The following is a 14,189-nucleotide window of genomic DNA, read 5'->3' on the forward strand; positions in this document are numbered from 1 at the left end:
GGGTCAGGAGGAACGGGCGGAGCCGAGCAGGCCCGGCGAGACGACGAGGCGGCGCAGCGCCGCGAAGACCAGCTGGACGATCAGCGCGAGCAGCACCACCAGCACCGTCCCTCCCACCACCAGCTGGTAGTCGTTGCGGGCGAGGCCGTCGATGATGTAGCGGCCGAGGCCGCCGAACCCCGGGTAGGCGGCGATCGTGGCGGTGGCGACCACCTGGATCGCCGACGTGCGCAGCCCGAGCAGGATCAGCGGCAGCGCCATGGGCACCTCCGCGCGCCACAGCACGCCCCAGCCCGTCATGCCCATGCCCCGCGCGGCGTCCTTGGCGTCGGGGTCGACGCCGCGGATGCCCTCGAACGTGTTGACCAGGATCGGCGGGACGGCGAGCGCCACGAGCGCGATCAGCACCGGGGTGATGCTGTAGTCGACGACGACGATGAACAGCACGAGGCCGAACGTCGGGATCGCGCGGGCGATGTTCGCGACGCTGACGGCGGCGAACCCGCCGCGTCCGGTGTGCCCGACGAGCAGGCCGAACGCGAGCCCGATCACCGCGGCGCACAGCAGCGAGACGCCGCTGTAGTACAGGTGCTGGAGCAGGCGGTGGGGGATGCCGTCGTCGCCGTGCCACTGCGCGGACGCGGTCAGCCAGTTCCAGGACAGGTCGATCTGGTTCCACAGCTTGTTCATGACGTCCCTCGCGCTCTGGCCCAGGGGGTGAGCAGCCGCTGGACGGTGACCAGGATCGCGTCGGTGACCAGGGCCAGCACGACGATCAGCACGGACGCGGCGACGATCTGGGTCTGGAACTGCAGCTGGTAGCCGCGGATGATGTCGTAGCCGAGCCCGCCCTGGCCGACGAGCTGGCCGATGGCGACGAGGCTGATGGACGACACCGCGGCGACCCGGACGCCGGCGATGACGATCGGCACGGCGATCGGCAGCTCGACGCGCAGCAGCCGGCGCAGCGGCCCGAAGCCCATCGCGGTGGCGGCCTGCCGGACGGGCTCGGAGACCGAGCCGAGGCCGTCCACGACGTTCGGGATGAGCACCGACAGGCTGTAGAGCGTCAGCGGGATCATCACCGTCGACTGCGAGAGCCCCGTGTACTGGATGAACACCATGAACAGCGCGAGCGACGGGATCGCGTACAGCAGGTTCGAGACCGTCAGCAGCGGCGGGTACAGCCAGCGCCAGCGGCGGCACGCGACCCCGGCGGGCAGCGAGATGAGCAGCCCGAACAGCACCGGCAGCAGCGCGAGCCGCACGTGGATGAGGGCGTGGTCGCCGAGCGTGCCGGTGTGGTCGCCGATCCAGCCCCAGTCGATGTCCATCAGTCGCCGGCACCGCCCTTCGCGGGCGCGGGGTCCTCGGCGGGGGCCTTGTCATCGGCGGGGACCGGGTCGGCGGGGTCGTCCCCGTGGAAGCCGTGGGTGGGGACGGCGAGCAGGTCGGCGCCGCCCGCGGTGCCGAGCACGGCTCCGGAGCCGTCGACGGCGACCGCCAGCCCGGCCGGGGACAGCACGGCCGCGTCGAGCGCGGCCCGCACGGAGTCCTCGCCGGGGCGGAACGTGGCGCCGAGCGGCGCGAGCGGGGCCTCCCCCAGCGGGCCGGTGACCTGGCCGGGGCGCACCCAGCCGAGCGGGCGCCGGTCCCCGTCGACCACGAGCGCCCAGTCCAGGGCGGCGGCGTCGGCGGCGTCCGCGGTCGCCGGGCGGATCGCCTCCTCGCTCAGCGGCAGGCCGCCGGTGGCGGCGAAGGACAGGGTGCGGATGCCCCGGTTCTGGCCGATGAACCCGGCGACGAAGTCGTCGGCGGGGTGGGCGAGGAGGTCCTCGGGCGCGTCGACCTGGACCAGCCTCCCGCCGGTCTGGAACACCGCCACGCGGTCGCCGAGCTTGATCGCCTCGTCGATGTCGTGGGTGACGAAGACGATCGTCTTGTGCAGCTCGTCCTGCAGCCGCAGGAACTCGTCCTGCAGCTCGGCGCGGACGACGGGGTCGACGGCGCTGAACGGCTCGTCCATCAGCATGATCGGCGGGTCGGCGGCGAGGGCGCGGGCGACGCCGACGCGCTGCTGCTGCCCGCCGGACAGCTGGAACGGGTAGCGCCGGGCCATCGAGGGGTCGAGGCCGACCCGCTCCATCAGCTCGTGCGCGGCGGCGCGGGCCTTCTTCTTGTTCCAGCGCAGCAGGTACGGGACGGTGGCGATGTTGTCCTCGATGGTGCGGTGCGGGAACAGCCCGGCGTGCTGGATGACGTAGCCGATGCCGCGCCGCAGCTCGGCGGGCTTGCGCTCGCGGACGTCGCCGCCGTCGATGAGCACGCGCCCGGCGGTGGGCTCGACCATGCGGTTGATGGTCCGCAGCGCGGTGGTCTTGCCGCCGCCGGAGGTGCCGACGAACACGGTGATGCGCCCGGTCGGGCATTCCAGGCTCACGTCGTCCAGGGCGACGGTGCCGTCCGGGTAGCGCTTGGTCACGCCCTCAAAGGTGATCAAACGATTCACGTCCTCGTTGGGCGTCGCAACGCCGATGATCGACTTCGGCCTTCTCCCCAACCGTAACCAATGTGTACCGTCTCGTCAGAGTCCCGCCTTGTCCGGAACGTCGGTTCTTGAGGATAACTACCTGAAATTAGGGGAAAGTAGCGTAGCCCCGTGGAGAACAGCCGAATCGTTATCGACGGGACCTCGCTCACCTGCTCTGAGGTGGTGGTCGCGGCCCGCGAGGATGTGATGGTCGCCATAGCGCCGGACGGGGTGGAGCGGGCCCGCGCGGCCTGGCGGGTGGCCCGCGAGGTCGCCGCCTCCCAGCCCGTCTACGGGCGGACGACCGGCGTCGGCGCCAACCGCGTCGTGGACGTCGAGTGGGAGGACGCCGACGCGCACGGGCTGCGGCTGCTGCGCAGCCACGCGGCCGGGGCGGGCCCGCTGGTCGCGCCGGAGATCGTCCGCGCGATGCTGACCGTCCGGCTGAACCAGATCGCGGCGGGCGGCTCGGGCGTCGAACCTGGAGCGCTCCAAGCGCTGGCGGACGTCCTCAACCTGGGGCTCCTCCCGCCCGTCCCGGTGTACGGGGCGATCGGCACGGGCGACCTGACGGCGCTGGCGTCGACCGCGCTCTGCCTGCTCGGCGAGCGGTCCTGGCTGGCCGGGCCGGAGGGGGCGCCGGAGCGCGGCCCCGGCTACCGGCTCCAGTCCGCCGACGCGCTGGCCTTCATCAGCTCCAACGCCGCGACGCTCGGGGAGGCGGCCCTCGCGGTGGCCGACCTGCGGCGGATGCTGCGCGCGTCGACGGTCGTGGCCGCGCTGTCGCACTTCGCCGTCCGGGCGTCGGAGGAGCCGTACGCGCCGCCCGTGCAGGACGCGTGCCCCCACCCCGGCCAGCGGGACGCGGCCGACGCGATGCGCACCCTGCTCGCCTTCGACCGGCCCGCCCCCATGCGCATCCAGGACCCGTACGGCTACCGGGCGTTCCCGCAGGTCCACGGCCCGGCGCTGGAGGCCGCCGGGTACGCCGAGCAGGTCGTCACCCGGGAGATCAACGCCGCGGCGGAGAACCCGCTGGTGGACGTCGCCGGCCGGACGGTCTGGCACAACGGCAACTTCCACACCGCCTACGTGGGGCTCGCGCTCGACACGGCCCGCGCCGCGCTGTTCCAGACGATGGCCCTGGCCGCCGCGCGGCTCGGCACGCTCGCCGAGCCGTCGTTCACCGGCCTCTACCCGTTCCAGGGCGCCACCGAGGCGTCCTCGGGGATCATGATCCTGGAGTACGTCGCGCACTCCTGCCTCGCCGACGTGCGCCGGCTCGCCACCCCCGCCGCGCTCGGCAGCGCCGTGCTGTCGCGCGGCGTCGAGGAGCACGCGGGCTTCTCCACCCAGTCGGCCCGCGCGACCACCGACGCCGTCGCCGCCTACCGGCTCGGCCTCGGCTGCGAGCTGGTCGCGGCCGTCCGGGCGCTGCGGATGCAGGGGCGCGCCCCGTCCGGCGGGCCGCTGCGGTCGGCGTTCGACCTGGCCGAGGCCGTCCTCGACCCGCGCGTGGAGGACCGCCCGCTCGACACCGACATCGCCGTGGCCGCCGACCTCCTCCCCCGCCTCGCCCGCCTGCACCCTTGATTTCCACAACCCCGGCTGTGTTCCCACAATCCCGGCCCAAGGGGCTCGCCTGGCGGCTCGCCCCTTGGCCGTGCTTGGGCGAGCGCGAACTCGCTTCGCGAGCTTCCCGGTGGGGCTCGCCTCCGGCGTCGCCCCACCGGTCAGATAACGCGCTCGCGCGATGGTTCGGGCGTCGGGGCGGGGCTCAGGGGTGGGGGCCGCCGGTGGAGGTGCGGACGCGGAGCGACGGCTCGCGCACCACGCGGCGCTTGCGGGGCTTGCCGTCGATGACGTCGACGATCAGCCGGACGGCCGCGTGCACGATGCCGTCGATGTCCCAGTCGACGGACGTCAGCGGCGGCGTGAGCAGCGCCGACATCGGATGGTCGTCGTAGCCGCACACCGCGATGTCGCCGGGGACGGCGAGGCCCAGCTCGCGGGTCGCGGCGTACACCCCGTAGGCGATGGAGTCGGCGAAGCAGAACACCGCCGTCGGCCGGTCGGAGCCGCCGAGCACGCGCAGCGCGACCTCTGTGGCCTCGGCGAGCGACTGCGGTGCCACCACCACGTCGACGCGCAGCCCGAGCCGCTCGGCCTCGGCGTTGACGTGCACGTCCGCGGGACGGTCGGGGGTGCTCGCGCGGGTCGGGGTGAACACGGTGACGCGCTCGTGGCCGAGGTCGCGCAGGTGCTCCAGGGCGAGCGTGACGCCGCGCCGGTTGTCGAACACGACCTCGCCCTGCGACCGCCCGCCGTGCAGGGCGTCGCCGATCGACACCACCGGGACCGTCTCCGACAGCTCCGCCCAGAACGGCGCGGCCGGGTCGAGCGGCTGCACGATCAGCCCGTCCACCCGCTGGTCGCGCAGCCGGCGGGCGAGCGCCAGCTCACGCTCGGGGTCGCCGCCGGCGTCGACGATCAGCGCGTAGCGGTCGCGGGCGAGCAGCGCCCGGCCGATGCCGGTGGCGAGGGACTGCTGCCAGTAGTCCTCCAGCGACCCGCACAGCAGCCCCACCTGGTCGGTGCGGCCGCTGGCCAGCGCGCGGGCGATGGGGTGCGCCTCGTACCCGAGCTCCTCGGCCGCCGCCCGGACCCGCTCCTGCGTCTCCTCCGAGGTCTGGATGCCGCGCAGCGCGTACGAGACGGCGGCGGGCGACAGCCCCGTCGCCTGGGCCACTTCACGGATGGTCGCGCGTTTGCGCCTCTCCGACATCCCTCCAACCCTAGACGCCCCCGCTGACAGAACGGGGGACCCCACTTGACGGGACGGTTGCTGAACCGTTTCACTGAAACGGTTAACTGATGCGGTTCAGAATCCGTCTCCCCTGTTCGCACCGCGTCGTCCGTCCCGCATGGAAAGGAGCGCACCGTGTCCCACGATGTCCTGCCCCGCACCCCCGGCTTCGCGGACCTGCCCGCCCGCGCCCTCGGCAAGCGCGAGCTGCGCGCCCTGGTGGACGACCTCGCCGAGCGGCCGGAGCTGTGGCGGCGGCACGTCGAGTTCCCGGGCGGCGGCCGCCGGCACTACGCCTCGCTCTACCGGGACGAGCACGTGGACGTGTGGCTGCTGTGCTGGACGCCGGACGATGACACGGGCTGGCACGACCACGACGTATCCTCGGGCGCGGTGCGCGTCGTCAGCGGCGCCATCGAGGAGAGCAACCCGCGGATCGGCGGCGCGCACGCCAGCACGGTCGTCGCCGAGGGCGCCTCGTTCTGCTTCGGCCCGGACCACATCCACCGGCTCACCGGGGTGGCCGACGCCAGCGTCTCCATCCACGCATACTCGCCGCCGCTGTGGCGGATGGGTCAGTACTCCATCGACGAGTCCGGCCTGATGCGCCGCCTGCCGGTCGGCTACGCCGACGAACTACGCCCCCAGGACGCCCCCGCCTGACACCGAGCAGCCACCCGAGGTATCACGCGAGCGCGCTATCTGACCGGTGGGGCGAAGCCGAAGGCGAGCCCCACCGGGAAGCTCGCGAAGCGAGTTCGCGCTCGCCCAAGCACGGTCAAGGGGCGAGCCGCCAGGCGAGCGCCCTGGGCCTGGCTTGCATAAGTACTGCCTCCGGCGGATCCGACCGGGGGAGACGGATCCGCCGGAGGAGGGTGGCCGTCCGATGCCCGCTCACATCGGGCGGCCACCCACACTTCCCTCAGCGCACCCCGGTCCGAAAACGTCACACCTCCGGCGCGGCGGTTTTCGGAGGGGCCGCGAACCGCCGGTGAATCAACCGGTCCGTGAGCGCGCAGACCGCGACGGCCACGGCGAAGCAGAGCGCGGCGGCGCGGAGCACACCGGCCTCGTAATAGGTGTCGGTCACCAGCAGGACGGCCGCGGCGCCGGCCGCTCCCCCGGTGAGCAGCGCGGCGGCGATCTGGGCGGCCCAGAGGATCGTCCGGCGCGGTCCGGCGCCGGCGAGTCCTTCCCGGAGGGCGTGCACGGCGCCCGCGGCGCAGATGAGGAGGCCCGCGATGCCCGCGATGAGCGGCGTCCCGAAGTTCACGCCGTAGCGGACGGCCAGTGCCGGGATGAAGAAGAGGGCGAGCGCCCAGCGCAGCCCGGTGCCGATGGAGGCCGACGCGAGCCCCGGTTCACCGCCTTGGGGTGTGCGGGCGGCCCACCAACGGGCGGCCACGAGGATCACCGCCGTGACGATCGCGCCTGGTAGGCGTCCACCGAGATGCCCGAGGTTGTAGAGGAGCGCCGTGTCGTAGACGGTCAGGACCAGTTGGCCCAGTGCCCATACCGAGACGGCGAACAGGAGCATCTGGGGGAACGACGAGACCGTGGGCGCGTCGGTGTCCTGCCGGGCGAGCCACCGGATGAGCAAGGGCGTCACCAGGCCCGTGCACGCGCGGATGATGATGTCGTCCACGGTGTAAGGCGTGTGCAGGACCCACTCCACGACGCAGAAGGCGAACGTGTAGGAGAGGGACGCGGCCCACACCATCCATGACGTGGCGACGCGCCTGTAGAGCCCGCGATCCAACCATCGCAGCACCGTCACGTAGGAGAGCAGCCCGAACGGCAGCTCAAGGAATCCCGGTACGCGCAGCAGGCATGGCGCCAGGAGCTCTGGTGCAGGGAAGTGCGCGGCGAACGAGCGCATGGACGGCCCGTCCGCCAGTGCGAACCAGCCCTCCGGCACGTACCGCGCTATGAACGACGTGTCCCCGCCGTGGACGCGCAGGATGTACACGGTGAAGAGCACCTGGTTGACGTAGACGAGGGCCACGACCAGAGCGAGGAACACTTCCGGACGGGCCCAGACGCGTCCGCCTCCCCCGCCGCCATTACCGCTCCGCACAAGGCGCGGTACGAGGGCAAGGCTCACCGCCGTCGAAACCACCGCTGCGGCGTCCACCCCTATGGCCATGACCGACAAACATAGGCCGCCGGGGGCGGGGCGGTCAGCGGGCGGCGAGTTCCGGCGCCGCTTCGGGGGCGCGCGGGGCGGGCACGTCGCCGACGGCGTCTCCTGCGGACACACCGCCGGCGGGGGCGTCCCCGGCAGGACGGGGCTTCGCGGACCGCATCGGCTCAAGCGACGCCAGCAGCCGTGCCCGCATCCACTTCGCGCCGGGCTTCTCCACCAGGCGATGCACCGCGTAGGTGAGCGCCAGGGACGCCGCGATGACGGCGGCGAGCGCGGCCCAGCGGTTCAGCCCCGGGTACAGCGCGTCCAGCAGCGGCAGCGCGAGCTGCGAATGGACGAGGTAGAGCGGGTATGTCAGCGCCCCGAGGACGGTCAGGCCGCGCCACCGCACCCAACTCAGCCGGCCCGTCGCGACGAGGATCATCACCAGGAAGATGCCGGTGACGGCGGCCGCGACGGGCAGGTGGGCGGAGCCCTTGAACGCGCCGTCCGCCCGCCAGCCGCCCCAGTGCAGTGCCAGCAGGTAGGACACGGCGACGTATCCCCACAGCAGCAGCGTCGGCCCGAACCGGTGGATCATGTACAGCGCCATGCCGGCGATGAAGTACGGGCTCCAGGTCGGCACCAGCATGATCTGGAGGAACTTGTTGCCGGCCTCGTCGGCGAAGACGCCGCCGAACATCCACGCCGCCATGAAGACCAGGCACGACCGGTAGGTGATGCCGATCCCGGCGAGCACGGCCGCCAGCACGTAGAAGTGCATCTCGACCCAGAGCGTCCAGTAGACGGCGTCGACGTTCTCGACGCCGAGCCCGCCCTGGAGCATCGTCAGGTTCGGCACGACGAGCCCGGGGACGCCGTGCCCCTCCCGGAAGACGGCGTACACGACCGCGCCGAGCAGCACGCTCGCCCAGTACGCGGGCATCAGCCGCACCAGCCGGGAGACGCCGAACTCGCCCGGAGAGCGCCCCCACGCGCTCATCAGGATCACGAAGCCGCTGATGACGAAGAACAGGTCGACGCCGAGGTAGCCGTACCGGGTGACCGCGCCCAGCGCGGGGAACACCTCGCGGGCGTGCTCCGGCCACGGCCCCGCGCCGCCGAACCCGGTGAAGTGGTACAGCACGACGGCGATGGCCGCCAGGAAGCGGAGCAGGTCGAGTTCGCGGAGCCGCGGGCGTCGGGGGGTCACCGCGGAACCCTCTCGGGGACGGGTTGCGCGGCGCGGGACGCGGCGTGAGAACCCGGTGAACGGCGGGTGTAGCCGGGGATGGCCCGCGCCGGGCTCCAGGGGGCTCCAGGGCCGTCCGGGACGGGCCCCGGGTTTCGCGCGACGGGCGCGTGGGGCGGGAGGGGGTCAGTAAGATACCGGTGCATTCGCACCCGACTTTTGGTGGTCCTCCATGACATCTCGCCGCGCCCGACGCGGCGCGGCGACCCTCCTGCTGTGCCTGGGCCTGCTCGGCCTGCCCCTGCTGGCCGGGTGCGGCGGCACCGGAGGGCCCGGCCCCCGGACGGCCCGGGCGGACGGCCCGGCCCAGAAGAAGGCGGCCCCGCGGTCGTCGGTGGTGTTCTTCCTCGGCGACAGCTACACGGTCGGGGACCGCGGCGTACTGCCGGAGACGACGTACGCGTCGGCGACCGGGCGGCTGATGGGCTGGCAGGTCATCGTGGCGGGCCGCGCCGGCACCGGCTTCGTGAAGACGGTCGCCGGGCAGTCGTTCCTGCAGCTGTTCGAGAGCCAGCTCGGCTGGCGGCCCGCGCCCGACCTGCTGATCGTCTCGGGCGGGCACAACGACTGGCGGGTCCAGCCGCCGCGCGTCGCGGCGGCCGCGCGGACGCTGCTCGAACGGGCCAGGCAGCGCTGGCCCGGCACGCACGTCGTGCTGATGGGGCCGCTGTGGGGCAACGACACGCCGCCGCCCAACGAGCTGGCCGTCCGCAACGCGCTCCGGACCCTCGCGACGCAGATGGCGGTCCCGTTCGTCGACCCGCTGGCGGAGCGGTGGATCACCGGGAACCGGCTGACCCACCGGGGCAACGCGCCCCAGTACATCAAGCGGGACGGCACCCACCCGGACGAGGCGGGCCACCGCTACGTGGCGACCCGCCTCACCGCCGACATCAAGCGCCTGGGCCTCGCCCACCCGCTCCGCCGCCCCGCCTGACCCGCACCGCCGGGTCGCGGCGTGCCGTCGTCACGGGCACTCCATGACGACGGCGCGCCGCGGCGCGCGCGAGGGGTCAGTGACGCGCGGGGCGGGCGAGGCTGAGGGAGAAGTCGCCCGCCTCGTCGGTCCAGAACTCGGCGAGCTCCATCCCGGCGGACTCCAGTTCGGACGCAAGGCGCTCGCGGCGGAACTTCGCCGAGATCTCGGTGCGCATCTCCTCGCCCGCCGCGAAGCGGACGTCCAGGTCGAGGCCGCCGACGCGGACGTCCTGGTCGCGGGTGGAGCGCAGCCGCATCTCGATCCACTCCTCGGCGCCGTCCCAGACGGCGACGTGCTCGAACGCGTCCGGGTCGAAGTCGGCGTCCAGCTCGCGGTCGATGACGGAGAGCACGTTCTTGTTGAACTCGGCGGTGACGCCGGCGGCGTCGTCGTAGGCGCGGACGAGGCGTCCGGGGTCCTTGACGAGGTCGGCGCCGAGCAGCAGGAAGTCGCCGTCGTCCATGGTGGCGCGCAGCCCGCCGAGGAACCCGACGCGGTCGGCGGGCGGCATGTTGCCGATCGTCCCGCCGAGGAAGGCGATCAGCCGGCGCTCCCCGGCGGGCAGCAGGTGCAGGTGCTGCTCGTAGTCGGCGACGACGGTCCGGACGGTGAGGCCCGGATGGTCGGCGGCGATCCCGGCGGCGGCCTCCTCCAGGAAGTCGCCGCTGACGTCCACCGGGACGTAGGCGCGCAGCGTCCGGTCGAGGGCGCCGAGCAGCAGCCGGGTCTTCTCCCCCGACCCGGCGCCCAGCTCCAGCAGGGTGCGGGCGCCGGTGATCGCGGCGATCTCGGGGGCGCGGGCGGTGAGGATCTCGCGCTCGCGGCGGGTCGGGTAGTACTCCTCCAGCTTGGTGATCTCCTCGAAGAGCGCGCTGCCGCGCTCGTCGTAGAACCACTTGGGCGGCAGGGTCTTCGGCGTGCCGGTGAGCCCCTCCCGGACGTCCTGTCGGAGCGTCTTGGCGAGGTCGTCGGCGGTCAGGAACCGGTCCACGTGGTCCTCCTAGCAGCGGGTCTGTCTACAGCGGGTCGATGCGGACGCCGGAGCCGGGTCCGGCGGTGACGAGCGAGCGGTCCGGGACGGGCCGCCAGCCGGGCCGGTCGTCCAGCGGTTCGGAGGCGATCCGGATCGCGTCCGCGTCCTCGCGGACGAACAGCGAGTCGCCCCAGGTGGTGGCGGCCAGGGCCGTCCCGTCGGAGGCGAGCAGGTTGTAGCGGCCGCCGGTGAGGCCGGTGACGGTCCCGACGACGGCGGCGAGGCCCTCGCCGAGGGACGCGCCGCCGCGCCAGTTCCGGACGGCGAGCGCGAACAGCGGCGCCGAGTCGAGCGGGGCGCGGGCGTCCGGGACGCCGGCGAGGTCGCCCGCGAGCTCGCGGAGCTTGGCCTCGACGCCGGCGAACCCCTCGACCTTGCCGTTGTGGCTGAACAGCCAGGGCCCCTCGCGGAACGGCTGGGCGCACGACTCGTCCACGGGGAACCCGACGGTCGCCGAGCGGATCGCCGCGACGGCGCAGGACGCGCGGACGGCGCCCGCGATCTCGCGGAACGACTGGTCGGTCCAGAGCGGCTGGGACCGCCGGAACCGGACGGCGGCGCCGTCCTGGTACCAGCCGGCGCCGTACCCGTCGGCGTTCAGCAGGTTCCCCTGCGTCATGCGCGGCGCGTACGCCTGGTGCTCAAGGGAGTGCTCCCCCTCGTAGATGAGCGAGTGCAGCGTCCGCTCGGGGCCGAGGTAACCGAGGTGGCGGCACATTCAGCGCCCCTCCCCGGCCTGCGCCTCATGGTGGAACGACCCCCCACGCTCCCCGGCGACCGCAGAGCGCGCGCAGCGGAAGCCGGAGAAGATCTGCCGCCGGATCGGGTAGTCCCAGTTGCGGAACGAGCCGCGCACGGCGAGCGGGTGCGTCGCCCACGAGCCGCCGCGCAGGACCTTGTAGTCGGGGCCGAAGAACACCTCGGAGTACTCCTTGTAGGGGAACGAGCGGAACCCCGGGTAGCCGTGGAAATCCGACGACGTCCACTCCCACACGTCGCCGAGGAGCTGCCGGACCCCGTACGCCGACGCACCGGACGCGTAGGAGCCGGCCTCGGACGGGCGCAGCAGCCGCTGCCCGAGGTTGGCGCGGCCCTCCTCGTAGACCTCGCCCCAGGGGTACTTCCGTGACCGCTGTACGGCCGGGTCCCAGCGCGCGGCCTTCTCCCACTCGGCCTCCGTTGGGAGGCGCTTGCCGGCCCACCGCGCGTAGGCGTCCGCCTCGTACCAGCACACGTGCTGGACGGGTTCGCGCGGCGGGACGGGCTCGGTGCGCCCGAACCGGCGCCGCAGCCACTGCCCTCCTTCCCTCGTCCAGAACGCGGGGGCGCGCTTGCCGCTGCCGTTGCGCCACTCCCAGCCGGCCGGGGTCCACCAGCGCGGGTCGTCGTAGCCGCCCGCCTCGATGAAGGCGAGGTAGGCGGCGTTGGTGACCGGCTCCACGTCGATGTAGTACGCGGGCAGGTCGACCATGTGGCCCGGCCGCTCGTTGTCGTACGCCCACGGGTCGTCCGAGGTGCCCATCTCGAACGGGCCGGCCGGGATGAGGACCTCGTCTCCCCCGGCCGCGGCGGCGGGCGTCTGCAGGGGCTCCGCGAGCGGGTCGAGCAGGGCGGGGGCGCCCTTGCGGAGCTGGTGCGTCGCCAGCATGGTCTCGTCGTGCATGTGCTCGTGCTGGACGACCATCCCGTACACGAACCCGCCGGACGTCAGCGGGTTCGCCGTGTCGAACCGCACGGACCCCAGCGCGTCCAGCACCTTGGCGCGCACCGTGCCGATGTAGGCGCGCGCCTCGTCCGGCGGCAGCAGCGGCAGCGAGGGCCGCTCGGCGCGCGGGTGCTCGAACGCGTCGTAGAGGCCGTCGATCTCCGGGCGCATGGGCTCGGCGCCCGCGGCGGCCCGCAGCAGCCACAGCTCCTCGTAGTTGCCGACGTGCGCCAGGTCCCAGACCAGCGGCGACATCAGCGGCGACACCTGCGAGGTGAGGTCGTCCTCGGCGAGGACGTCGGTGGTCAGGCCGAAGCTGCGGGCGCGCACCCCGCCGAGCTCCTCGGCGATCAGTTCCTTCAGCGCGTCCTCGTCGTGCTCGGCGGTGGAGCCCGGGGAGCTCAGCGGGGCCATGTCGGGTCCTCCTCGGACGTCGTGGTGGGAGCGTCGTGGTGGTCGTGGGCGCCGTCGCCGGAGGCCGCGGAGGCGGGGGCGAAGGCGGGGTCGTCGTCGGCGGGGGTGCGGCCGCGCTCGACGTAGCGGTGCGCGTACTCCTCCACCAGCGGGACGAGCCCGGCGGCGCCCATCCTCGGCAGCGCGTCGAGCGCCGCCGTGAAGCAGGTGCGCGCGGCGGCGGCCAGCGACGCGTCGGCGAGCCCCAGGCGGGCCGCCTCCGCCCACAGCCCCGCCACCGGCTCGGCGGCCTCCTCGGCGGCGCGGGACGCGGCCGGGTCGTCCAGCAGGGCGGCCGCGACGGCGACGGGCACCGGCCAGTACCGGGCGGGCAGCGCGTCGATCATCCGCAGTTCCAGCCAGCCGCGCGGCCGGACCGGCGGGAACAGCGTGGACAGGTGGTAGTCGAGGTCCTGCTGCCCCGGCTCGCCCTTGTCCAGCCATTCCTTGAACGACATGCCGGGGTCGGACACCCACTCCCCGGACGCCGTCTTGACCAGCATGACCCGCGCGTCCAGCGCGTACCGCGTCCACGCCTCGGCGGGGTCGCCGTCCGCGCCGTCGCGCAGCACCGGCAGGGTGCGGCAGGGGTCCAGCTCGGTCCAGATGGCCTGCCGGGACGAGCGCAGCCCGGTGCGGCGGCCCGCCTTCAGCGGCGAGTTGGCGAACGCGGCGATCAGCAGGGGGCCGAGCGCGTGCGTGAGCCGCCAGCGGCGGGCGGCGTCCGCGCGGTCGGCGCCGATGTCCAGGCAGACCTGGACGGACGCGGTCGAGCACATCATCGCGAGCCCCGCGTCGGCGAACCCGCCCGCGCTGAAGTAGTCGCGCATGCACCCGTAGCGGGGGTGCTCGGCCTGGAAGCGGGGCAGCCGGACGGGGTCGACGCCGTGGCCGACGAGGTCCAGCCCCGCCGGCGCGAGCGCGTCCCGCACGTGCGCGATGTCCCCGGCGAGCGCGGAATGCAGTTCGGAAACGCCGCGGAACGGCGCGGAGCTCAGTTCCAGCTGCCCGCCGGGCTCGTAGGTGACCGCGCTTCCGCCGGGCGGCGGACCGGCCTCGTCGACGAGCATCCGCACCCGCCGCGCGGGCACGTGGGCCGCCCGGTCGGCGGCGTCGACGACGAACCACTCCGTCTCCGCGCCGACCGTCCCGGGCGGGCCGGTCTTGAAGCAGACGCCGTATATGTGCTGGTAGACGCCGTCCTCGGTGAGCCGTGGCACGCGACCTCCGGAAAAAGTTCGATAACGAGTTCGAATCCTTCCCTGCTGAACCGGATCAGGAATCAGCGAATTTTCGGGAACTTCCT

General features: G+C 73.5%; 13 protein-coding genes. 3 read left to right on the forward strand and 10 right to left on the reverse strand.

Features of this window, described 5'->3' with window-relative positions; genetic code table 11:
- Window positions 1–3 precede the first annotated feature (3 nt).
- The 3 genes from amrb99_RS03840 to amrb99_RS03850 are packed head-to-tail and all read right to left on the reverse strand — an operon-like array spanning window position 4 to window position 2,500.
- Entirely contained in the window at window positions 4–690 is a 687-nt protein-coding gene (locus amrb99_RS03840) for an ABC transporter permease (protein WP_190852293.1), read from the reverse strand.
- Window positions 687–1,334: an ABC transporter permease gene (locus tag amrb99_RS03845; RefSeq protein WP_190852295.1), complete on the reverse strand. Its 648-nt coding sequence runs from the start codon at window positions 1,332–1,334 to the stop codon at window positions 687–689. The genes amrb99_RS03840 and amrb99_RS03845 overlap by 4 nt, the downstream gene beginning before the upstream one ends.
- Window positions 1,334–2,500: an ATP-binding cassette domain-containing protein gene (locus amrb99_RS03850; RefSeq protein ID WP_190852304.1), complete on the reverse strand. Its 1,167-nt coding sequence runs from the start codon at window positions 2,498–2,500 to the stop codon at window positions 1,334–1,336. Before amrb99_RS03850 ends, amrb99_RS03845 begins: the two co-directional genes overlap by 1 nt.
- A 159-nt stretch (window positions 2,501–2,659) precedes the next feature.
- Here amrb99_RS03850 and amrb99_RS03855 point away from each other — a divergent pair, with 159 nt between their 5' ends.
- Window positions 2,660–4,123, forward strand: coding sequence for an aromatic amino acid lyase (locus tag amrb99_RS03855; RefSeq protein WP_190852307.1), 1,464 nt, complete (start codon window positions 2,660–2,662; stop codon window positions 4,121–4,123).
- A gap of 184 nt (window positions 4,124–4,307) precedes the next feature.
- Here the strand turns inward: amrb99_RS03855 and amrb99_RS03860 are convergent, their stop codons facing one another.
- Complete coding sequence (locus amrb99_RS03860; RefSeq protein WP_347256518.1) at window positions 4,308–5,279, reverse strand: LacI family DNA-binding transcriptional regulator; 972 nt, start codon at window positions 5,277–5,279, stop codon at window positions 4,308–4,310.
- 192 nt (window positions 5,280–5,471) lie between these two features.
- On the opposite strand from amrb99_RS03860, the gene amrb99_RS03865 reads away from it, so the two are divergent.
- The gene (locus amrb99_RS03865; protein WP_190852312.1) at window positions 5,472–5,999 is read left to right on the forward strand and encodes a cysteine dioxygenase family protein; all 528 of its coding nucleotides are present in this window, start codon (window positions 5,472–5,474) and stop codon (window positions 5,997–5,999) included.
- Between the two features lie 283 nt (window positions 6,000–6,282).
- Here the strand turns inward: amrb99_RS03865 and amrb99_RS03870 are convergent, their stop codons facing one another.
- On the reverse strand, window positions 6,283–7,359 hold the full coding sequence (locus amrb99_RS03870) for a hypothetical protein (protein ID WP_190852314.1): 1,077 nt from the start codon (window positions 7,357–7,359) through the stop codon (window positions 6,283–6,285).
- A 157-nt stretch (window positions 7,360–7,516) separates the two neighbouring features.
- Window positions 7,517–8,674 carry an acyltransferase gene (locus amrb99_RS03875; RefSeq protein ID WP_190852316.1) on the reverse strand — a complete coding sequence of 386 codons (1,158 nt, stop codon included), beginning with the start codon at window positions 8,672–8,674 and terminating at the stop codon, window positions 7,517–7,519.
- Between the two features lie 211 nt (window positions 8,675–8,885).
- Here amrb99_RS03875 and amrb99_RS03880 point away from each other — a divergent pair, with 211 nt between their 5' ends.
- A complete protein-coding gene (locus tag amrb99_RS03880; protein ID WP_190852318.1) occupies window positions 8,886–9,650 on the forward strand; it encodes an SGNH/GDSL hydrolase family protein in 765 nt (254 codons plus the stop codon).
- Window positions 9,651–9,726: 76 nt separating this feature from the next.
- Here the strand turns inward: amrb99_RS03880 and egtD are convergent, their stop codons facing one another.
- From egtD to egtA, 4 genes are read right to left on the reverse strand one after another with little or no spacing between them, the layout of a single operon-like run.
- Window positions 9,727–10,683, reverse strand: a complete 957-nt coding sequence (gene egtD / locus amrb99_RS03885) for an L-histidine N(alpha)-methyltransferase (RefSeq protein ID WP_190852321.1) — start codon at window positions 10,681–10,683, stop codon at window positions 9,727–9,729.
- Window positions 10,684–10,708: 25 nt separating this feature from the next.
- On the reverse strand, window positions 10,709–11,443 hold the full coding sequence (gene egtC, locus amrb99_RS03890; RefSeq protein ID WP_190852323.1) for an ergothioneine biosynthesis protein EgtC: 735 nt from the start codon (window positions 11,441–11,443) through the stop codon (window positions 10,709–10,711).
- Window positions 11,444–12,844 (reverse strand): ergothioneine biosynthesis protein EgtB, encoded by a 1,401-nt coding sequence (egtB, locus tag amrb99_RS03895; protein ID WP_190852325.1) that lies wholly within the window; start codon window positions 12,842–12,844, stop codon window positions 11,444–11,446.
- Window positions 12,832–14,103: an ergothioneine biosynthesis glutamate--cysteine ligase EgtA gene (gene egtA / locus amrb99_RS03900; RefSeq protein ID WP_190852327.1), complete on the reverse strand. Its 1,272-nt coding sequence runs from the start codon at window positions 14,101–14,103 to the stop codon at window positions 12,832–12,834. Before egtA ends, egtB begins: the two co-directional genes overlap by 13 nt.
- Between the last annotated feature and the right edge of the window lie 86 nt (window positions 14,104–14,189).

This window comes from Actinomadura sp. RB99, from assembly GCF_014706005.1.
GTDB lineage: Bacteria > Actinomycetota > Actinomycetes > Streptosporangiales > Streptosporangiaceae > Spirillospora.

Excerpts from the sequence above, each read along its gene's own strand:
- amrb99_RS03840 (WP_190852293.1), bottom strand. The coding sequence starts at position 690 with ATGAACAAGCTGTGGAACCAGATCGACCTGTCCTGGAACTGGCTGACC.
- amrb99_RS03845 (WP_190852295.1), bottom strand. The coding sequence starts at position 1,334 with ATGGACATCGACTGGGGCTGGATCGGCGACCACACCGGCACGCTCGGC.
- amrb99_RS03880 (WP_190852318.1), top strand. The coding sequence starts at position 8,886 with ATGACATCTCGCCGCGCCCGACGCGGCGCGGCGACCCTCCTGCTGTGC.
- egtC (WP_190852323.1), bottom strand. The coding sequence starts at position 11,443 with ATGTGCCGCCACCTCGGTTACCTCGGCCCCGAGCGGACGCTGCACTCG.
- egtB (WP_190852325.1), bottom strand. The coding sequence starts at position 12,844 with ATGGCCCCGCTGAGCTCCCCGGGCTCCACCGCCGAGCACGACGAGGAC.